The following is a 20,251-nucleotide window of genomic DNA, read 5'->3' as shown; positions in this document are numbered from 1 at the left end:
GGTGGACAGCGGGGTATAACGTTTCAAATCAGAAGTCTGGATCGGCCTGCGGAAACCGCTGGTCCGCGGGATTTCCGGGAGCGTTCCGGACTTACGGGGTGAATTCGGCGACCCTGGTGAAATTGCCGTTCTGCGTCTGCGAAGCAGTGACGACCAGACGGACCTGCGAGGTGGTGACCGGGCTGTCGAAGGGGATCCAGCGGTCCAGCGCGGTGTTGCCGGCGACCGTGGCCCGGGTGGTCCAGGCGGTGCCGTCCCAGGTCTGCACGGTGAAGTCGGTGGGCACGCCGTCGACGATGGAGGCGAAGCCGACCCCGTTCAGGGTGACCGGTGACGGCGAGGTGCCCCTGAGGGTGTCCGGGTACCGGCCGGAGGTGTCGTCGTTCCAGAAGGTGGCGAGGTCGCCGTCGACGGCGTTGGCCGCGTCGTAGGTGCGGGTCTGCCCGTTGAAGACATTGGGGGCGTGGGCGCTGGACGCGTCGGCGGTGGTGGCCTGCGGCCAACTGCCGAACACCAGCACCGGGGTGCTGGTCCGCGCGGTGGCGCGGCCGGCGGTGGCGGTGACCCCGACGGACTGCGGGGCGCCGGTGGCGCCGGCCGGTGCGTGCAGGGTCAGTCGGACGACGGCGTCGGTCGGCCCGTCGCGGGTGTCCAGGGTGAAGGCCGCCGGGTCGGCGGTCCAGCCGGCCGGCAGCTTCGCGGTGACCTGACCGTGCAGCAGGCTGTCGCCCTGCGCGCTGACCGTGACCGGCAGCGTCATGGTGTGCCCGGCCTGCAGCGGGGCGGTCGTGGTGGACGTGGCGGCCACGGTCAGCGTGGTCGGCACCGAGGCGACCGCCTGGCTGCTGATCGACGCCCGGGCCGGGGCGCCGTGCAGCACCACGTAGTCGCCCGCCAGGTGCGCGCCGTAGCCGGTGGCCGTGCGGCCGTTCCAGACCCGCTTGCCGTTGACGGCCACCTGGACGGGGGCGCCGAAGGTGGGCACGTCCACCTCGTCGACCGCCGCGGTCGGCGCGTCCACCTGCTCGGTGAAGCTGCGGTCCTTGACGTTGTGCTGCCAGGCCAGCTTGATGTCGCCGAGCGGGGTCTTCAGCGAGCCCTGGGCGTCGGCCAGGTCGCCCGGCTGGGGCTTCAGGGCGTAGCCGCCGGTGACGGACTGCGGGCTGATGCCCAGCACGTCGAAGGTGAGCGCCGAGGTCGGCCCGGTGGCCCAGCCGTGCGAGGCGCTCATGTAGGCGCCGCCGTAGCCGAACTGACCGTTCGCCAGGTAGCCCTCCCAGAAGGTGCTGCCGGTGCCGAGCGGGGAGTCGAGCATGTAGCCCCACTCGCGGCGGATCAGGTCCAGGGCCTGGGTGGCGTCGCCGGCCTGCAGATGGGCCTGGATCTCCATGGAGCCGGGGAAGGTGGCGATCTCCGAGTTCTTCTCCGGCGTGGTGGCGCCGTAGGCGTTCCAGGCGGTGGTGAGCGAGGCGCTGACGCGCTTGGCGCGGCCGGCCGGCGCCAGTCCGAACCAGACCGCCGCCGAGTTGCCGTCCTGCGGGTGCAGGTCGCTGGCCGGGTTGTCGCGGTACTCCCCCGCCGCGTCGTCCCAGAGCAGTGCGTTGACGGCGGTCTCGACCTTGTCGGCGGCGGTGCTCCAGGCGGTGGCCGAGGCCTGGTCGCCCTCGATGGCCGCCAGTGCGGCGCCGGTGGTCAAGGCCTGGTGGAACAGCGCGTTGGCCTCGATGTTCTCGCCGCCCTGGTCGCTGCGGGCCCAGTCGGCGGTGCCGGTGACCGACATCAGCCCGTCCGGCTGGACCTTGGCGGGCGAGAAGGCCAGAGCGCGCTGGTAGTTGGACCACTCGGTGTCCAGCCAGGCCTTGTCGTGCGAGTACTGGTAGTAGTTGGCGGTGCCGATCAGGGTCCAGAGGTGGTAGGTGTCCGAGCCGTAGAAGTTGACCTCGGGACCGGCGAAGGGCAGCTCGCCGGAGGCGGCCTGGTGCTGGTAGAGGGTGGTCAGCGCATTGCGGGTGGGGGTGAGGTCGCCCAGCGAGGCGTACTGGGTGGGGACCGAAACGCCCAGGTCGCCGGGCCACACCGTGCGGTCCCGCTTGGCCCCGTCCACCAGCACGGTGGCGCCGGTGCCGACGGTCCCGCTGTTGTCCCAGCCGGTGGCCGGCGGGCCCCAGATCCGGCCGGTGGCCGGCGCGATGGTGTTGGTCTGCACGGTGTAGGCGCCCGCGTACCAGATCCGGTTGAGCAGCGGGTCGCTGGAGTAGAAGTAGTTGTCGTAGTCGCGCAGGTCCGCCATGGTGGGCGCGAAGCTGATGGCCAGCGAGACCTGGTCGAACGAGATCGGGCCGCCGGACTTGTCGAAGAGCGTCAGGTAGCGGAAGCCGCCGCGCAGCGAGGCCTGCGGCAGGGTCCATTCGGTACCGGGTGCGGTGTCGGCGTAGACGGCGCCGTCGGTGCCGGAGCCGCCGTTGCTGGCGTCGCCGTCCGGGCCGATGTACTGCGAGGACTCGCTGAAGGCCAGGCCCAGCTGCTGGCCGGCCGCGCTCGCGGCGGTGAAGTGCAGGCTGACCAGTCCGCCGACCTCCTTGCCGAAGTCCAGGGTGATCGAGGAGCCGGCTCCGGTCAGCGTCACCGCCCCGCCGTGCGGCGCCGTGCTCGCGCCGGTCACCGTGCCGGTGGTACGGGTCACCCGGACCGGGCTGACGGTGCGGCTCGCGGGGGCCAGGTTGTAGGCGTCCCAGGGGCGGGCGGTCGGCGCGCCGGGGGCGGGGTGGACGGCTGAGGCGCTGGCGTGCGCCGCCGGCAGGGCCGCGACGGCCAGTGCGGCCAGGGCTGCGGCGAGGGCGGTGCTTCGTTTCCGGCTTGGTCGGCGAGGAGCGCGCTGAGGCGTCGTCATAAAAGGTTCTCCGTAGGGGGAATGCCGAGGGAGAGGAGCGTGAAACGTTTCATTGCCTTACCTGCTGGAAATCTATGAGCGTTGGCTGTGAGCCGTCAATAGAAGCGACGCGAGAAGCGGGTTCCGGGTGTCAGGACGGCTTGCGGCGGCCCAGGGAGGAGTTGCGCACCACGAGTTCCGGCTGCAGGACGACCCGCTGGTGGCGGTGGGTGCCGGCCTCGTCGTCGGTCTCCTCCAGCAGCAGTTCGGCGGCCATCGCGCCCATGGTGAGGGCCGGCTGCCGGACCGAGGTGAGCGGGACGGCGGCGGCCGCGGCGAACTCGATGTCGTCGTAGCCGACGATGGCGAGCTCGTCCGGCACGCTGACGCCGGCCGCGTAGAAGGCCTGCAGCACGCCCAGGGCCAGCAGGTCGTTGGCGCAGAACACGGCGGTGGGCCGGCTGGTGAGGCCGAGCAGCCTGGCGCCCGCGTCCCGGCCGGCCGCGACGTTCAGGCCCTCGGTCGGCACGTCCTGCAGGACCTCCGGGGACAGACCCGCCTCGTCGATGGCGGCCAGCGCGCCGAGCCGGCGGTCCTTGATCTGCTGCAGATGGCCGGGACCGCTGACATAGGCGATCGAACGGTGGCCCTCGGCCAGCAGGTGACGGACCGCCAGGGTGCCGCCGGCCACGTCGTCCACCGAGACCGAGCACTCGGACGAGCCGGCCGCCACCCGGTCCACCAGCACGAACGGGATCCGGTGGCGCCGGAAGGAATCCAGATTGCGCCCGCTGGCGTCGGACGGCGTCAGCAGCACCCCGCGCACCCGCTGCTCGGCGAACAGCGACAGGTACTCAGCCTCCTCGGCGGCGCTCTGGCCGCTGTTGCAGACCATCACCCCGAGCCCGGCCGCCCGCGCGGCCCGTTCCGCGCCGCGCGCCACGTCCACAAAGAAGGGGTTGCCCATGTCCAGCACCAGCAGCGCCATGATCCGGCTCTGACCGGCCCGCAACTGCCGGGCGGACTCGCTGCGCACATAGCCCAGGCGTGCGATCACGGCCTGGACCCGGAACCGGGTCTCCTCGGAGACCATGTCCGGTCGGTTGATCACATTGGACACCGTGCCGACCGAGACACCGGCCTGCCGGGCCACGTCCTTGATACCCACCATCTGTGCCACGCGCCCGTCCTGCCGCCTCATGCCGACACCGGAGGGTTCCGGACCTCCGGTGACTGCTCATCGTATGGGGTCACGCCCGCGTTCGAGCGCCAAGTCACCCGTCAGACCAGGTGGAACACCTCGGTCAGGGGACGCATCGCCGCATCCGGCGCAGCGCCGTCCGGGGAATCGAAGAACTCCGCCATCTCGGCCTGCCAGCGGGCGTTCACCTCGGTGCCGGCCATGGCGGCCCGGGCCCCCTCGAAGTCCTCGGTCTCCAGATAGCCGACCAGCACGCCGTCCTCACGCACGAACAGCGAGTAGTTCCCCCATCCGGCCGCGGTCAGCGCGGCCTGCATCTCCGGCCACACCTCCCGGTGCCGTTCGCGGTACTCGTCCAGCCGGTCCTGGCGGACCTTCAGCAGAAAGCAGACGCGCTGCACGGCGTGCTCCAGTTCTGCGGGTGCCGCCACCGGGTGGTGGCGGCACCCGCACACGGGGTGGGGCGGGCGGTCAGAAGTTGAACTGGTCGATGTTGGACTTGGTGAAGACGGTCGGCTCGCCGAGCACCACCACGCCCTGGGCGCCGACGGTGAAGGTGCCCAGGGAGCCGGCCTTGAAGGTCTGGCCCTGCGCGCCGGTGATCTGGCCGGAGGCCAGCGCGGTGGCGGCGTAGGCGGCCAGGCTGCCGAGCTTGGCCGGGTCCCACAGCTCGAAGCCCTGGACGGTGCCGTTCTTGACGTAGGCGCGCATGTCGTTGGGCGTGCCCAGACCGGTCAGCTGCACCGCGCCCTTGTACTTGGACCCGGACAGGTACTGGGCGGCGGCCTTGATGCCGACGGTGGTCGGGGAGATGATCCCCTTCAGGTTGGGGTACTGCTGCAGCAGGCCCTGGGTCTGCTGGAACGAGGTCTGCGCGTCGTCGTTGCCGTAGGCGACCTTGACCAGCTTCATCTTGGCGAACTGGGGCTTCTTCAGCTCGTCCTTCATGTAGCCGATCCAGGTGTTCTGGTTGGTCGCGGTCTGCGCGGCCGACAGGATCGCGATGTCACCGGTGTAGTTGAGCTGCTTGCCGAGCAGGTCCACCTCGCTGCGGCCCAGCGCCTCGGAGCTGGCCTGGGAGATGAACAGCTGCCGGCAGCCGGGGTCGGTGTCCGAGTCGTAGGTGACGACCTTGATGCCGTTGCTCATGGCCTGCTTGAGCGCGGTGCACAGGGCGGCCGGGTCCTGCGCCGAGACCGCGATCGCGGACACCTTCTGCTGGGTCAGCGTGTTGACGTAGGAGACCTGTCCGGCGGTGTCGGTGCCGCTGCTGGTGCCGACCTCCTTGTAGCTCTCGCCCAGCGTGGTCAGCGCGGTCTTGCCGCCGTTGTCGGAGATGGTGAAGTAGGGGTTGTTCACCTGCTTGGGCAGGAAGGCGACGGTCAGCCCGGTCTTGGTGGACGCGTTCGGGTCGGCGGAGGAGCCCACCGCGGCGGCGGGGGCGGAGGAGGCCGCCTTGTCGGTGGAGTTCTTGGTGGTGCCTCCACAGGCGCTGAGCCCGAGGGCGACGGTGGCGGTGACGGCCAGGGCGACGCCGAGACGGCCGGCAGGGGCGATTCTCTGGGTCATGTCGGGTTCCTCTCGCTGCTGCGGGCAGCACAGGGGCAGGCTGGAGCCTGCGGATGGGGGTGGCATGCGTAGGGAGGGAGCAGATGGAGGGAGGGAGGGGACGGCTCAGGTGTGCCCGGCCGGAGTCGCGACCGGCACCGGCGCCGATGCGGTGAGGGTGCGTCTGCGGGCGTGGGCGACGGACAGCTGCCGGGCGACCCGCGGACCGAGGACCGATATCACCAGCAGCACGCCGGTGACCACGATCTGGGACTGGGCCGAGACATTGACCAGGCTCATCACGTTCTGCAGCGCACCGAGCAGGAACACCCCGGCGACCGCGCCGCCCAGGGTCCCCTTGCCGCCGTCGAAGTCGATCCCGCCGAGCAGCACCGCGGCGACCACGGACAGTTCCAGGCCGGTGGCGTTGTCGTAGCGGGCGCTGGCGTAGTGCAGTACCCAGAACACGCCGGTCAGCGAGGAGATGAAGCCGGTGGCGACGAACATGGACAGCTTCAGCCGCTTGACCCGCACTCCGCTGAAGCGCGCGGCCTCCTCGGAGGCGCCCACCGCGAACAGCGAGCGTCCGACCGGGGTGGCGTGCAGCACCACCGCGGCCACCAGTAGCAGCACCGCCCAGGGGATCGCGGCATAGGGGATGAAGGTCCCGGCGATCCGCCCGGAGCCGAAGTCCAGGTACTGCTGCGGGAAGTCGGTGACCGAGTTGGCCCCCAGCACAATCTGGGCGATGCCCCGGTAGGCGGCCAGGGTGCCGATGGTGACGGCCAGTGAGGGCAGTCCCAGCCGGGTCACCAGCAGGCCGTTGACCAGCCCGCAGACGACGCCCAGCAGCAGGCAGATCGGGATGATCGTCTCGATCGGGTAGCCGGCGTTCCACAGCGCGCCCATCACCGCCCCGGACAGTCCCGCGGTCGATCCGACCGACAGGTCGATCTCGCCGGAGACCACCAGCAGCGTCATCGGCAGGGCGATCAGGGCGATCGGCAGGGTGTTGCCGATCAGGAAGGACAGGTTGAGGGCGTTGCCGAAGTTGTCCACGAAGGAGAACGAGCACACCAGCAGGACCAGCAGCAGCGCCCCGACGACGGTGTCCCAGCGGACCGCGTCGCCGATCCGGAAGGACCGCGGTCGGGCGGTGAAGGGTGTGGCGCTGTCGGTCCCGGTGCCGATGTCGGTGTCAGCCATGGCGGGCGCTCCTTGTCTCTGCCGCCCTCTTGCGCAGCACCCCGGTGACCCGCAGGGCCAGGACCCGGTCCACCGCGATGGCGAGGAGCAGCAGGATTCCGTCGATGGCCTGGACCCAGACCGAGCTGACGCCGATCGAGGGCAGGACGCTGTTGATGGAGGTCAGCAGCAGGGCGCCGAGGGCGACCCCGTAGACGCTGCCGGATCCCCCGGTGAAGGCGACGCCGCCGACCACCACGGCGCTCACCACGGTGAGCTCGTAGCCGCTGCCGGTGCCGGAGTCGACGTTGCCGAAGCGGGCCAGGTAGAGCGCGCCGGCGAGTCCGGCCAGGGCGCCGCAGGCGATGTAGGCCGCCAGGATCCGCTTGCGGACCGGCACCCCGGCCAGTCCGGCCGCCTCCGGGCTGGAGCCCAGGGCGTAGAACTCGCGGCCGCTGCGGTAGTTGCGCAGGAAGTAGGCGACCGCGACCAGGACCACGGCGGCCAGCACCGCCAGGTAGGGCAGGGCGGAGAGCCCGTTGTGGCCGAAGTCGACGAAACCGGAGGGCAGCACACTCGCGGTGATCTCCCGGGAGCCGACCCAGATGGAGTCGACGCCGCGGATGATGTAGAGCGTGCCCAGGGTGACCACCAGGGCCGGGACCTGACCGATGCTCACCAGCAGGCCGTTGAGCGCGCCGAAGGCCGCACCCAGGGCGACCGCCAGCACCACCGCCAGCAGCGGGTTGCCGCCGCCCTGGAGGAAGTCGCCGGCCGCGAAGGCGGTGATGCCCAGCACCGAGCCGACCGACAGGTCGACATTGCGGGTGATCACTACCATCGCCTCGCCGACCGCGACCAGCACCAGGATGGTCGCGTTCAGCAGCAGGTCCTTGATGCCCTGCTGGGACAGGAAGGCGCTGTTGTCGATCTGGGTGGCCGCCAGCATCAGGACCAGGACGGCCAGGATGGCGAGCTCACGCATCTTCAGCACCCGGTCCAGCAGTCCCCCGCTCGGGGGGACCGCGACCCGCACGGGTTCCGCGGTGGTCGTCATGCCGCCCTCCCGGTGACGCCGGTGGCCGCCGCCATCACCGACTGCTCGGTGGCTTCGGCCCTGGGGATCTCGGCGGCGATCCGGCCCTCGTGCATGACCAGCACCCGGTCGGCCATGCCGAGGATCTCCGGCAGGTCGGAGGAGATCATCAGCACCGCGACGCCCTCGCCGGCGAGCTGCGAGAGCAGCCGGTGCACCTCGGCCTTGGTGCCGACGTCGATGCCGCGCGTGGGCTCGTCCACGATCAGCACGCTCGGGGAGGTGGCCAGCCACTTGGCCAGCACCACCTTCTGCTGGTTGCCGCCGGACAAAGTGCCGACCAGGTCCGCCAGCCGGGCGTACTTCACCTGGAGCCGGACCGCCCAGTCGACCGCACGGCTGCGCTCGCCGCCGCGGTTCATCACCCCGGCGCGGGAAGTGGCCCGCAGTCCGGTGAGGTTGATGTTCCGTTCGATGGACATGCCCATCACCAGCCCCTGGGCCCTGCGGTCCTCGGGGACCAGGGCGAGCCCGGCGGCCATGGCCAGGCTGGGGGCGCCGGGCTTCAGCGGCTTGCCGCCGACCTGGACCTCGCCGCCGTCCCAGCGGTCCACGCCGAACACGGCCCGGGCCACCTCGCTGCGTCCGGCGCCGACCAGGCCGGCCAGTCCGACGATCTCCCCGCTGCGCACCTCGAAGGAGACATCGGTGAAGACGCCCTCCCGGGTCAGCCGGCGAACGCTGAGCGCGACCGCGCCGACCTCGGCGGGGAGCTTGGGGTAGAGCTCGTCCAGATCGCGGCCGACCATCCGGCGGATCAGGTCGTCCTCGCCGAGGCCCTCGACCGGCTCGCTGGCGATCCAGGCGCCGTCCCGCAGGGTGGTGACCCGCTGGCAGAGTGCGAAGACCTCCTCCAGCCGGTGCGAGATGAACAGCACCGCGGCGCCCTCCTCGCGCAGCGAGCGGACCACGCCGAACAGCCGGGCCACCTCGCTGCCGGTCAGCGCGGCGGTCGGCTCGTCCATGATCAGCACCCGGGCGTCGAAGGACAGCGCCTTGGCGATCTCGACCAGCTGCTGGTCGGCGATGGACAGACCGCGGGCCGGCTGGTCCGGGTCCAGGTCCACGCCCAGCCGCCGGAACAGCTCGGCGGCGGCGGCGCGGACCGACCGGTGGTCCACCCGGCCGAGCGAGCGGCGCGGCTGACGGCCCATGAAGATGTTCTCGGCCACCGACAGGTCCGGGAAGAGCGTCGGCTCCTGGTAGATGACGGCCACACCCGCGTCCCGGGCGTCGGCGGGGCCGTGGAAGACGACGGGCTCGCCGTCCAGCAGCACGGTGCCCTCGTCCGGCCGGTGCACTCCGGCCAGCGCCTTGATCAGGGTGGACTTGCCGGCGCCGTTCTCGCCCGCCAGTGCGTGCGCCTCGCCTGCGAACAGCTGCAGGGAGACCCCGCGGAGGGCTCGGACGGCGCCGAAGGACTTGCTCACCCCCTCGAGCGCGAGGACCGGGACCTGGTCCGGTGCGGGGTGGGTCATGGAAGGTCTCCTGGCTCTCCGGGCTACTGCGACCGGGCTGTGAAATGTTTCAAAGGAGTTGCCGTGAAGTTAGCTTCGGGCTGTGGGCGCGTCAAGGGATGCTCGATGTCCCGATTCAGCCAGATTGCTGCTCGGAGCGGTTCACCTGGATCGGCAGACCGACTCCGACCTGCGCAGATGCGTGTCGGCGGGGCAGCATTCCCGGATTGACACGATTCAATAACGTCACCGCCGTCGGTTGCGCAGTCCCATTGAAACGTTGAAAGCCGCCACCGCCCCCCGAGCGGAACGGGGGGCGGTGGCGGCCGGGAGGCGGGCGCTGTACTGCCGCGGCTCAGGCACGGGGGCTCATTCGACGAGCACGACCTCCAGGGTGCGCGGGCCGTGGACGCCTTCGACGCGGTCGAGTTCGATGTCGCTGGTGGCCGAGGGACCGGAGATCCAGGTCTGCGGACGTGCCGGGTCCAGTCGCGGCATGGCGTGCGGGACGGAGGCGACGACCTGGTCGGCGGCACGGATCACGCACAGGTGGTGGTCCGGGACCAGGGTGAGCGCGCGGCGGCCCTGGCCCGGTCCGGCGTCCAGCACGATGGTGCCGGTCTCCGCGATCGCCAGGGCGCAGCCGGTCAGCACGCTGTCCACAGCGTCGAGGCGGTCGGGTGCCAGCGGCGGGTCGTCCCGCACCAGGTCCACCCGGGCGTCGGTCAGCCACGGCTCGGGGACGCCGTCCGGGACCAGGAGGGTGTGCGAGCCGCGTTCGGCGAGGATCCGGCCGATCAGGGCCGGCAGTTCGGCCTCGGTGCAGCGGTGGACCAGGGCCCGGTAGTCGGCCAGGTTCTCGGCCAGCAGGTCCAGGAGGCGGGCCGGGTCGGCCGGGTGGTGGCTGTCGCGGTAGTCGCGGAGCACCGGTGGCGGTTCGGGGGCGTCGGCGACCGCGGCCCGGATGCGGGCCAGGATCCGATCGCGGGCGGAGGTCGTGGGCGCGGTCATCGGCGGTTCTTCTTCCACCAGTCGCGGAACGGTTCTGCCGGGAATTCGGGCAGGTCGCGGCTGTCGGTCCAGGCCTTGGCCGGTCCGACGGGCAGCCGTTTGGGGTGCAGCTTTCGGGTCTTGGCGGCCACGCGTTCGGCCGCGCCCAGGGCGGCCGGGTGGTCCAGCAGCCAGGTCGCGGCCCCGATCGCGGCCCGCTCGGCGCGGTGGCCCACGCCTTCCTCGGCGACCTGCTCGCGCAGGTGGACCAGGACCTCGGGGATGTCGATGGCCACCGGGCAGACCTCGTAGCAGGCCCCGCACAGCGTGGACGCGAAGGGGAGCGAGGCGTCGACGGCGCTGGCGGTGCCGCGCAGCTGGGGGGTGAGGATGGCGCCGATGGGCCCCGGGTAGACGCTGCCGTAGGCGTGGCCGCCGGCGCGCTCGTAGACCGGGCAGACGTTCAGGCAGGCCGAGCAGCGGATGCAGCGCAGGGCCTGGCGGCCGACCTCGTCCGCCAGGGTGGCGGTGCGGCCGTTGTCCAGCAGCACCAGATGGAACTCCTTGGGTCCGTCGCCGTCCGTGGTGCCGGTCCAGGTGGAGGTGTAGGGGTTCATCCGCTCGGCGGTCGAGGAGCGCGGCAGCAGTTGCAGGAACACCTCCAGGTCCCGCCAGGTCGGCACCACCTTCTCGATGCCGACCACCGAGATCAGGGTCTCGGGCAGGGTCAGGCACATCCGGCCGTTGCCCTCGGACTCGACCACCACCAGCGTGCCGGTCTCGGCCACCATGAAGTTGGCTCCGGAGACACCGACCTTGGCGCGCAGGAACTTCTCCCGCAGATGCAGCCGCGCCGCCTCGGCCAGGTCGGCCGGACGGTCGGTCAGGTTCTCCGGGGCCGGACGGCCCCACTCCCCCATCTTCTCGGCGAAGATCTCGCGGACCTCACCGCGGTTGCGGTGGATGGCCGGGACCAGGATGTGCGAGGGCCGGTCGTCGCCCAACTGGACGATCAGCTCGGCCAGGTCGGTCTCGTAGGCGGCGATGCCCTCCGCCTCCAGCGCCTCGTTCAGGCCGATCTCCTGGGTGGCCATCGACTTGACCTTGACCACCTCGCGCTTGTCCGGGTCCGCGCCGCCGATGGCCTTGACCAGGTCGGCGACGATGCGGTTGGCCTCGGCGGCGTCGGCCGCCCAGTGCACCGTGCCGCCGGCCGCGACCACCTGCTGCTCCAGGCGGATCAGGTGCTCGTCCAGATGACGCAGCGTCTCATCCTTGATCCGCTTGCCCGCCTCGCGCAGCCGGGCCCAGTCGTCGAGCTCGGCCACCGCCTTGGCCCGCTTGTCGCGGATGGTGTGGGTGGCATGGGTCAGATTGGCCCGCAGCCGGGTGTCCTTGGTCGATTCCCTGGCAGCCTCGGGGAAGGAGGGCATGCCGAGATAGGTGTCGCTCATACGCTGCTCCCTGTCTTGGGGGCCGCCCAGGTGGCGCCGGTGGGGTCGGCCGTGGTGCAGGCCAGGATCTCGGCCAGGTGCACGGCACGCATCGGCGCCTGGGCCCGGCGCAGGGTGCCGCCGATGTGCAGCAGGCAGGAGTTGTCCGCCCCGCACAGCACCTCCGCCCCGCTGGCCAGCGCGTTGTTCACCTTGTCGGCGCCCATCGCGGCCGACACGTCCGGGTTCTTGACGGCGAAGGTGCCGCCGAAGCCGCAGCACTCCTCCGCCCCCGGAAGGTCGACCAGTTCCAGGCCCTCGACCGCCTCCAGCAAGCGGCGCGGCCGGTCCCCCAGCCCCAGCATCCGCAGGCCGTGGCAGGACGGGTGGTAGGAGACCTTGTGCGGGTAGTAGGCCCCCACATCGGTCACCCCCAGTACGTCCACCAGGAATTCGGTCAGCTCCAGCACCCGGGGCACCAGCGACTCCGCCGCCCGGGCCAGACCGGCACCGCGTCCCTCGGCCCGGGCCTTGGCGCCGATCCGCGGGTAGTTGTCGCGGACCATGGCCGTGCAGGAGCCCGAGGGGCTGACCACGTGGTCGTAGCCCTCGAAGGCCTCGGCCATCCGCCGCACCAACGGCTCGGTCGCCCGCCGGTAGCCGGTGTTGAACTGCGGCTGGCCGCAGCAGGTCTGCGCGGCGGGGAAGTCGACCTCCACACCCAGCCGCTCCAGCAGCACCACCACGGCCTGGCCGGTGCGCGGATGGATCGCGTCGTTGACGCAGGTCGGGAAGAGTGCGACACGCATCGCGGCTCCTTGCGATCGTTCAGTGGACGTTCAGACCAAGCCGATACGGGCCGCTGCCGCGGTCCAGGCGGATCGGTCGCCACTCGGGGTGTAGCGGGTCAGGGGCTGGGTGTCGGCGACCAGGCGGCGCATTCCGGCCCGGTCGTGGACCAGGCCGTGGGCGCGCGCTTGGACCAGAACATTACCCAGGGCGGTGGCCTCGGTGGGACCGGCCACCACCGGAAGGCCGGAGGCGTCGGCCGTGAACTGGCACAGCAGCTCGTTCCGGCTGCCGCCGCCCACCAGATGGATCACCTCGATCCCGCGTCCCGACAACTCGGCTGCCTGGCGCAGCGTCCGGGCGTGGGCCAGTGCCAGGCCCTCCAGAACGGTGCGCACCAGCGAGCCCTGGTCGGTCGGCGGGCGCTGCCCGGTGCGCTCGCAGTAGCCGGCGATCCGGGCCGGAATGTCGCCGGGGGCCAGGAACTCCGGGGCGTCGGGGTCGATGACCGCGGCAAAGGGCTTCGCCTTCGCGGCCTGCGCGAGCAGGAAGGACAGATCACACGGCCTGCCCTGGGCCCGCCAGGTGCGCTGGGACTCGCTGAGCAGCCACAGGCCCATGATGTTGCGCAGGTAGCGGATGGTGTCGTCGATGCCGAGCTCATTGGTGAAGTTCGCGCTCCGCGAGGCCTCGCTGAGCACCGGTGCGCCCAGTTCCAGTCCGGCCAGCGACCAGGTCCCGCAGGAGATGTAGCCGAAGTCCGGACGGTCGGCGGGCACCGCCACGACTGCTGACGCGGTGTCGTGGGAGGCCACCGCCGTCACCTCGGTGCCTCGCGGCAGCCCGGTCGATTCGGCCGGTGCAGCCAGCAGGGTCCCGCAGCTGTCGCCGGGACGGCGCAGCGGCGGCAGCAGCCCCGGGTTGACACCCACCGCCTCGGCGAGCGGACCCGACCAGGCCCCCGTACCGGCGTCGAGCAGGCCGGTGGTGGAGGCATTGGTGGCCTCCGCGCCGACCTGCCCGGTCAGCCAGTACGTCAGCAGGTCCGGGATCAGCAGCAGCTGACGTGCCGCCAGGAACTGCGGGCTGCCGGCCTCGGCGGCCAGCTGGTAGAGGGTGTTGAAGGGCAGGTGCTGGAGTCCGTTGGCCCGGTAGAGCTCGGCCGCCCCGATCTTCCCGCGGACCTGGTCGGCGACGGCGTCCGTCCGCCCGTCCCGGTAGTGGTACGGGTTGCCCAGCAGCCTCCCGGTGGCGTCGAGCAGCCCGTAGTCCACCGCCCAGCTGTCCACCCCGATCGAGGCGACCTGGCCTGACCTGGCCGCCTCGCGCAGCCCTTCGAGCACTCCCTGATGGAGCGCCAGGATGTCCCAGTGCAGACCCTGGGGAAGCCGCACCGGGGTGTTGGCGAAGCGGTGCACCTCCGTCAGGTCGAGCCGGCCGGGCCCGACCCGGCCGAGGACGACGCGGCCGCTGGTGGCGCCGAGGTCGGCCGCCGCGAAGACGGCCTGGGTTGCGGCCGGCGTTGCGGCCGGGTTTGTGGCCGGCGTTGCGGCGGGCGGGGGCAGGGGCTTCAGTTCCGAATGTGGGGGCACACGAGCAACCTGGTGGGGAGAGTTCGGGGCGGACGGGGCCGGGGTCAGCGCAGGAAGGCGGCGGCGACGCCGGCGTCGACGGGGATGTGCAGGCCGGTGGTGTGGGTGAGGTCGCCGCCGGTCAGTGCGAACACCGCGGCTGCGACGTGTTCGGGCAGGACTTCGCGCTTGAGGATGGTGCGCTGGGCGTAGAACTCGCCGAGCTTGTCCTCGGCGATGCCGTAGGTGGCCGCGCGCTGGGCGCCCCAGCCTGCCGCGAAGATCCCCGAACCGCGCACGACCCCGTCCGGGTTGACCCCGTTGACCCTGATCCCGTGCTCACCCAGTTCGGCGGCCAGCAGCCGGACCTGGTGGGCCTGGTCGGCCTTGGTGGCCGAGTAGGCGATGTTGTTGGGGCCGGCGAAGACCGCGTTCTTGGATGCGATGTAGACGATGTCGCCGCCCAATGCCTGTTCGACCATGGTGCGGGCGGCCTCGCGGGAGACCAGGAAGGAGCCGCGGGCCATGATGTCGTGCTGCAGGTCCCAGTCCCGGGCGGTGGTCTCCAGCAGCGGCTTGGAGATGGAGATCCCGGCGTTGTTGACCACCAGATCCACCCCGCCGAAGGCCAGCACCGCGTCCTTGAACGCCTCGGCGATCTGCTCCTCGCTGGTCACGTCGACGGTGACCGCGACGGCCTTGTCCGGGCCGCCCAGTTCCTCGGCGACGGCGGCGGCGTTGTCGGTGTTCAGGTCGGCGACCACCACGCAGGCGCCCTCGGCGACCAGGCGGTGTGCGATGGCCTTGCCGATGCCGGAGCCCGCGCCGGTGACCAGCGCGACCCGGGTGGCCAGCGGCTTGGGCCTGGGCATCCGCTGGAGCTTGGCCTCCTCCAGGGCCCAGTACTCGATGCGGAACTTCTCCGACTCCTCGATCGGGGCGTAGGAGGAGACGGCTTCGGCGCCGCGCATCACGTTGATCGCGTTCAGGTAGAACTCGCCGGCCACCCGTGCGGTCTGCTTGTCCTTGCCGAAGGAGAACATGCCCACCCCCGGCACCAGCACGATCGCCGGGTCGGCGCCGCGGATCGCCGGGGAGTCGGCGGTGGCGTGGCGGTCGTAGTAGGCCTGGTACTCGGTGCGGTAGTCCTCGTGCAGTTCCGCCAGCCTGGCCTTCGCCTCCTCCAGGGACGCGGTGGCGGGCAGGTCCAGGACCAGCGGGCGGACCTTGGTGCGCAGAAAGTGGTCCGGGCAGGAGGTGCCCAGCTCCGCCAGCCTGGGGTGCTCGGCGCGGGCCAGGAAGTCCAGCACGGCGTCGCTGTCGTCGAAGTGGCCCACCTGCGGGCGGTCGGTGGAGGCCAGTCCGCGGATCAGCGGTGCCAGCGCGGCGGCCCGGTCCCGGCGCGGGGCCTCGGGCAGCGCGGCGAAGCCGTCCAGCACCGGGCCGAAGGGCTCGGCCCTGCCGCGCTCGGCCAGGAAGGCCTCGGCGGTGCGGATGATGCGCAGCGAGTTGGCCTCGGCCTGCTCGCTGGTGTCGCCCCAGGCGGTGATGCCGTGGCCGCCCAGGACGCAGCCGACGGCCTGCGGGTTGTCACGCTTGATCGCCGCGATGTCCAGACCCAGCTGGAAGCCGGGACGCCGCCAGGGCACCCAGGCCACGGTGTCGCCGAAGCATTCGGCGGTGAGCTTCTCGCCGTCGGCGGCGCAGGCCAGGGCGATACCGGAGTCGGGGTGCAGGTGGTCCACGTGGGCGGCGTCGACCAGGCCGTGCATGGCGGTGTCGATGGAGGGCGCGGCGCCCCCGCGGCCGTGCAGGCAGTAGTCGAACGCGGCGACCATCTCGTCCTCGCGCTCCACTCCCGGATACACGTCGACCAGGGATCGCAGCCGGTCCACCCGCAGCGCCGCCAGCCCGGACTCGGTCAGCGTGCCCAGGTCACCGCCCGAGCCCTTGACCCACAGCAGTTCGACCTCGGCGCCGGTGGCCGGGTCGGTGGTGGTGCCCTTGGCGGAGGTGTTGCCGCCGGCGTAGTTGGTGTTGCGCGCATCGGCGCCCAGACGGTTGGAGCGCGCCAGCAGCGCGGCGACTTCGGGGTGGAGCGGCATGGTGGGTGTCCTCGGTCGAAAGACGTGGTGGGGAGAAATCCTGAGAGCGGCTCGGGGGCCCGCTACGCGCCCCAGCCGGCCTGGTGGCCGCCGACGCGTTCGGCGACGATGCGCTCCTGCCAGCCCGAGGCGCGGTAGGCGGCCAGCGGGTCGGGGTTCAGCCCCTGCTCCTCGCGGACCTCGTGCAGCAGCGGGCGGACGTCGGTGTTGTAGGCGTCCATCAGCACCGCGTTGGCCCCCAGCACGTCACCGGCCTGCTGGGCGGCGGCCAGCGCGTCCAGGTCGACCAGCAGTGCCTTGGCGGTGGCCTCCTGGACGTTCATCACCGAGCGGATCACCGCCGGGATCTTGCCCTCGATGTTGTGGCACTGGTCCAGCATGAACGCCACCTGCTTCTCCGGGGCGAAGCCGCCGTTCTTGGCCACCTCGTGCAGGATCCGGAACAGCTGGAACGGATCGGCCGAACCCACCATCAGGTCGTCGTCGGCGTAGAAACGGGAGTTGAAGTCGAACGCGCCCAGCCGGCCCTCGCGCAGCAGGAACGCCACGATGAACTCGATGTTGGTGCCCGGCGCATGGTGCCCGGTGTCCACCACCACCTTGGCCTTGGGCCCCAGCTTCAGGCAGTGCGCGTAGGACGTGCCCCAGTCCGGCACGTCGGTGGTGTAGAACGCGGGCTCGAACAGCTTGTACTCCAGCACCATCCGCTGCTCGTCGCCCAGCCGGGCGTACACCTCCGCCAGCGCCTCGGCCAATCGGTCCTGACGGCCGGTGATGTCGTCCTGGCCCGGGTAGTTGGTGCCGTCCGCGAACCACAGCTTCAAATCCCGCGACCCGGTGGCGTCCATGATGTCCACGCACTGCAACAGGTGGTCCACCGCCTTGCGGCGCACCTTCGGATCGGCATGGGTCACGCTGCCCAGCTTGAAGTCGTCGTCCTGGAAGGTGTTGGAGTTGACCGCCCCCAGCTGCAGCCCCCGGCTCCCGGCGAAGGCGGCCAGCGCGGCGTAGTCCTCGACCGCGTCCCACGGGATGTGCAGCGAGACCCTCGGCGCCACCCCGGTCGCGGCGTGCACCTGGGCGGCGTCGTCGAGCTTCTCGAACGGGTCCCGGGGTACGCCCTGCTGCGCGAACACCTTGAAGCGCGTACCCGAGTTGCCGTAGCCCCAGGAGGGAGTCTCGATCTCCTGTGCCTTCAGCGCCGCCTTGACTGCGGACAGATCCGTCATGGGGTTCCCTGTCATCTTTAATGAATCGTTTCACGCAGGGGCAATCTAACCCGGCCCGTTCTGCCCGTCAAGAGAGGAAGACGGCTGCGGCAGCGGTCCGACGCAGGCCGTCGACACGGCTGCAGAAAACGATTCAAGCAATCGCACGGGCAGTCGCGTTCGCGCAGGCCTTGGTGGTGGCCGGGGGTCGTGGCGTGCGCCGCGGGGGCCTCAGCGCGAGGCCCGCGCCCGGGACGACCGTTCAGAGAACCGTGTGGATCGCACGCTTGGGTTTACCTGCCTCCGGCGACCCGGAACGAGCCGCTGATGCACCGCCGCCGATCCCGGCTCACAGGTTCGACACGGAAGCGAGCCACGCCCCCGCCTCTTCTGTGCACCCCCGACCTGCCGTCGCAATCTCCGACCCCCTCCCACGGAACGGAAAAAGCCCAGGCCAGTGCCATGATCCAGGATCAGCCGGCAGCCCGTCGGTTCACTCGCTGAACGGGTGGGCACAACCTTGGAAATCTCTGTGAAACCTCTGGGTATGCTCCGAGCCATGTCCAGGTCGGCGATTGTTGGGCCGATGTTGCCTTGGCGCTAACCGTGTTGAGCGCGGTTTCAAACTAGCCTCAGTCATAGTTCTTGCCTGGCTTGCAAGGCGTTCAGCTGACCGTCTACTAGCTTGTAGACAGAGCACCCATCGCCCCGTTCGCGCAGGGGCGCCCGACCCGGCCTTGGGTGTCGTGTCCTGTGGCCGCGCCAGCGCGAACGAGTCCCTTTTGTCCCAGAAAGGCCCGCCGCCCCTCATGGCTCCCCGCCTCTCCGTGGTCGTCCCGATCTACAACGTCGAGCTGTACCTCGAGGAGTGCCTGGCATCCCTCGCCGCGCAGACTTTCGAACGCTTCGAGGTCGTCATGGTCGACGACGGTTCCACGGACTCCAGCGCCGTGATCGCCGAGGCGTTCGCACAGCGGGACCCCCGGTTCCGGCTGGTCCAGCAGGAGAACAAGGGCCTCGGCCCGGCCCGCAACACCGGCACCGCCGAGATGCACCCGGACGGCGAGTTCCTGGCCTTCGTGGACAGCGACGACATCGTTCCGCCCACGGCGTACCAGCTGATGATCGAGACCCTGGAGCAGTCCGGGTCGGACTTCGTGGCCGGCAATGTGCACCGCTTCCGCGCCGTGGGAACGAACCCGTCCTGGGTGCACCAGGCGCCGTTCTGGAAGACCAGGATCGGCACCCACATCAGCGAGCACCCGGCGCTGGTCACCGACCGCACCGCCTGGAACAAGGTCTACCGGCGCAGCTTCTGGGACGAGCACGCCATGCAGTACCCCGGCATCCTGTACGAGGACGCCCCGGTGAGCATCCCGCTGCACTACCTGGCCAAGCGTGTCGACGCCCTGTCGGAGCCGATCTACCTGTGGCGGATGCGCGAGGTCGGCTCCAAGTCGATCACCCAGAACAGCACCGACCCCAAGGGCCTGATCGACCGGCTGGCCTCGATCGGCATGGTCCGCGCATTCCTCAAGGCCAGGGCCGGGTCCGATCCGCGGTTCGACGCCCATCTGCGCGCCTACGACCACAATGTCCTGATCGAGGAACTGGAGATGTTCTTCCGGTCGCTGCCGAGGGCCGGCGAGGACTACCACGCCGCCTTCCTGGACCACGTCGGCCTGGTCATCGACGACATCGACCCCGCCCTGCTGCACAAGCTCCCCGAGGGGCTGCGGATCAAGTACTGGCTGACGGCCAAGCGCCGGATGGCCGACCTGCTGGCGATCCTGGAGTTCGAGAAGGAGTACCCGCGGGCCATCCCGACCCGGGGCACGCTGCGGCCCAAGGCGGCCTACCCCGTGCTCAAGGACAGTCCCCCGCTGGACGATTCGGTGGCGTCGCTGGTCGCCGCCGTCGGCCTGCACGCCACCCTGGACGCGGTCACCTGGCGGGACGGCGAGCTCAAGCTGGAGGGCTACGCCTTCCAGAAGAACCTCGGCGCCGAGCAGCGCTACGACTCGGTCCGCGCGCTGATGCTGCGCCGCAGGAAGGGCAAGCGCACCCTGGTGCTGCCAACCCGCACCGTGCGCCGCCCCGATGTGACCGCGCACAACCCCAACCTGCCGTTCCGCCACGCCGACTGGTCCGGCTGGTCGGTGGCGGTCAACCCGGACCGCCTGAAGAAGCGCGGCGAGTGGAAGGACGGCAGCTGGGACGTCACTCTGGCGCAGTTCGGCGCCGGCCGGCCCCGGCGGACCCGGATCAAGCAGGGTACGACCGGCTCCGGCCAGGTCCCCACCCCGATCTGGGTGGACCAGGACGTGCGGCTCGTCCCCGAGATGACCGACCAGCACCTCAGCCTGCGCGTGGAGACCGTCAAGGCCAAGGTCTCCGCGGCCAGGGCCGTCGACGGCCTGATCGAGCTGAGCGGCTCGCTGCGCCCCGAGCCCATCCTGTCGGAGGGTGTCGTCCTCGCCCTGGAGCACACCGAGGACGGCAGCTCCGACGTCCTCGACCACGTCGTGGAACTCGGCGAGGCCGCCGGTGACCGGATCCCCTTCACCGTTCGGATCGATCCGGCCGAGCTGAAGCGGGTACGGCTGGAGCACGGCCGGAACCGGCCCAGCGCCCGGCTTCGGAGCAAGGACTCCTGGTCCGGTGACATGGTCTACGCGGACGGCAGTGTCGTCCCGATCGTCCTCGACCCGACCGCTGACGGCCTGTCAGCGGTGCAGTTCACCCAGGCCAAGGACGGCGAACCGACCCGGCCCGAGGATCGGGCGATGCTCGTCAAGG

The 20,251-nt window shown here is 71.0% G+C and carries 14 protein-coding genes; 1 reads left to right on the top strand and 13 read right to left on the bottom strand.

Annotated elements, in window-relative coordinates:
- Positions 1 to 91 precede the first annotated feature (91 nt).
- The 13 genes from TR46_RS24620 to rhaI form a co-directional block, all read right to left on the bottom strand.
- Positions 92 to 2,890, bottom strand: coding sequence for an alpha-L-rhamnosidase-related protein (locus tag TR46_RS24620; RefSeq protein WP_052433071.1), 2,799 nt, complete (start codon positions 2,888 to 2,890; stop codon positions 92 to 94).
- 130 nt (positions 2,891 to 3,020) lie between these two features.
- Complete coding sequence (locus TR46_RS24615) at positions 3,021 to 4,049, bottom strand: LacI family DNA-binding transcriptional regulator (RefSeq protein WP_042405026.1); 1,029 nt, start codon at positions 4,047 to 4,049, stop codon at positions 3,021 to 3,023.
- A 101-nt stretch (positions 4,050 to 4,150) separates the two neighbouring features.
- Complete coding sequence (locus TR46_RS24610; RefSeq protein WP_042405025.1) at positions 4,151 to 4,471, bottom strand: L-rhamnose mutarotase; 321 nt, start codon at positions 4,469 to 4,471, stop codon at positions 4,151 to 4,153.
- A 70-nt stretch (positions 4,472 to 4,541) separates the two neighbouring features.
- On the bottom strand, positions 4,542 to 5,639 hold the full coding sequence (rhaS, locus tag TR46_RS24605; RefSeq protein ID WP_042405022.1) for a rhamnose ABC transporter substrate-binding protein: 1,098 nt from the start codon (positions 5,637 to 5,639) through the stop codon (positions 4,542 to 4,544).
- A gap of 105 nt (positions 5,640 to 5,744) precedes the next feature.
- Positions 5,745 to 6,824: an ABC transporter permease gene (locus TR46_RS24600; protein ID WP_084718892.1), complete on the bottom strand. Its 1,080-nt coding sequence runs from the start codon at positions 6,822 to 6,824 to the stop codon at positions 5,745 to 5,747.
- The gene (locus TR46_RS24595; RefSeq protein ID WP_042405020.1) at positions 6,817 to 7,860 is read right to left on the bottom strand and encodes an ABC transporter permease; all 1,044 of its coding nucleotides are present in this window, start codon (positions 7,858 to 7,860) and stop codon (positions 6,817 to 6,819) included. Before TR46_RS24595 ends, TR46_RS24600 begins: the two co-directional genes overlap by 8 nt.
- Positions 7,857 to 9,377, bottom strand: coding sequence for a sugar ABC transporter ATP-binding protein (locus TR46_RS24590; RefSeq protein WP_042405018.1), 1,521 nt, complete (start codon positions 9,375 to 9,377; stop codon positions 7,857 to 7,859). Before TR46_RS24590 ends, TR46_RS24595 begins: the two co-directional genes overlap by 4 nt.
- 348 nt (positions 9,378 to 9,725) lie before the next feature.
- Complete coding sequence (locus TR46_RS24585) at positions 9,726 to 10,367, bottom strand: LutC/YkgG family protein (RefSeq protein WP_042405016.1); 642 nt, start codon at positions 10,365 to 10,367, stop codon at positions 9,726 to 9,728.
- The gene (locus tag TR46_RS24580; protein WP_042405013.1) at positions 10,364 to 11,800 is read right to left on the bottom strand and encodes a LutB/LldF family L-lactate oxidation iron-sulfur protein; all 1,437 of its coding nucleotides are present in this window, start codon (positions 11,798 to 11,800) and stop codon (positions 10,364 to 10,366) included. The genes TR46_RS24585 and TR46_RS24580 overlap by 4 nt, the downstream gene beginning before the upstream one ends.
- Positions 11,797 to 12,588 carry a (Fe-S)-binding protein gene (locus TR46_RS24575; protein WP_042405011.1) on the bottom strand — a complete coding sequence of 264 codons (792 nt, stop codon included), beginning with the start codon at positions 12,586 to 12,588 and terminating at the stop codon, positions 11,797 to 11,799. Before TR46_RS24575 ends, TR46_RS24580 begins: the two co-directional genes overlap by 4 nt.
- 30 nt (positions 12,589 to 12,618) lie before the next feature.
- The gene (locus TR46_RS24570) at positions 12,619 to 14,133 is read right to left on the bottom strand and encodes a rhamnulokinase (RefSeq protein ID WP_042405124.1); all 1,515 of its coding nucleotides are present in this window, start codon (positions 14,131 to 14,133) and stop codon (positions 12,619 to 12,621) included.
- A gap of 71 nt (positions 14,134 to 14,204) precedes the next feature.
- Positions 14,205 to 16,244: a bifunctional rhamnulose-1-phosphate aldolase/short-chain dehydrogenase gene (locus TR46_RS24565; RefSeq protein WP_042405009.1), complete on the bottom strand. Its 2,040-nt coding sequence runs from the start codon at positions 16,242 to 16,244 to the stop codon at positions 14,205 to 14,207.
- 62 nt (positions 16,245 to 16,306) lie between these two features.
- Positions 16,307 to 17,473 carry an L-rhamnose isomerase gene (gene rhaI / locus TR46_RS24560; protein ID WP_042405008.1) on the bottom strand — a complete coding sequence of 389 codons (1,167 nt, stop codon included), beginning with the start codon at positions 17,471 to 17,473 and terminating at the stop codon, positions 16,307 to 16,309.
- 788 nt (positions 17,474 to 18,261) lie between these two features.
- On the opposite strand from rhaI, the gene TR46_RS24555 reads away from it, so the two are divergent.
- Positions 18,262 to 20,251, top strand: a 1,990-nt coding sequence (locus TR46_RS24555) for a glycosyltransferase family 2 protein (protein ID WP_152626658.1), incomplete at its 3' end; no start/stop codon positions are given.

It is taken from the genome of Streptacidiphilus carbonis (assembly GCF_000787775.1).
GTDB lineage: Bacteria > Actinomycetota > Actinomycetes > Streptomycetales > Streptomycetaceae > Streptacidiphilus > Streptacidiphilus carbonis.
The sequence above is the reverse complement of the archived record's forward strand: the minus strand, read 5'-3'. Positions and strand labels throughout refer to the sequence as shown.

Excerpts from the sequence above, each read along its gene's own strand:
- TR46_RS24575 (WP_042405011.1), bottom strand. The coding sequence starts at position 12,588 with ATGCGTGTCGCACTCTTCCCGACCTGCGTCAACGACGCGATCCATCCG.
- TR46_RS24600 (WP_084718892.1), bottom strand. The coding sequence starts at position 6,824 with ATGGCTGACACCGACATCGGCACCGGGACCGACAGCGCCACACCCTTC.
- rhaI (WP_042405008.1), bottom strand. The coding sequence starts at position 17,473 with ATGACGGATCTGTCCGCAGTCAAGGCGGCGCTGAAGGCACAGGAGATC.
- TR46_RS24565 (WP_042405009.1), bottom strand. The coding sequence starts at position 16,244 with ATGCCGCTCCACCCCGAAGTCGCCGCGCTGCTGGCGCGCTCCAACCGT.
- rhaS (WP_042405022.1), bottom strand. The coding sequence starts at position 5,639 with ATGACCCAGAGAATCGCCCCTGCCGGCCGTCTCGGCGTCGCCCTGGCC.
- TR46_RS24590 (WP_042405018.1), bottom strand. The coding sequence starts at position 9,377 with ATGACCCACCCCGCACCGGACCAGGTCCCGGTCCTCGCGCTCGAGGGG.
- TR46_RS24620 (WP_052433071.1), bottom strand. The coding sequence starts at position 2,890 with ATGACGACGCCTCAGCGCGCTCCTCGCCGACCAAGCCGGAAACGAAGC.
- TR46_RS24595 (WP_042405020.1), bottom strand. The coding sequence starts at position 7,860 with ATGACGACCACCGCGGAACCCGTGCGGGTCGCGGTCCCCCCGAGCGGG.
- TR46_RS24585 (WP_042405016.1), bottom strand. The coding sequence starts at position 10,367 with ATGACCGCGCCCACGACCTCCGCCCGCGATCGGATCCTGGCCCGCATC.
- TR46_RS24580 (WP_042405013.1), bottom strand. The coding sequence starts at position 11,800 with ATGAGCGACACCTATCTCGGCATGCCCTCCTTCCCCGAGGCTGCCAGG.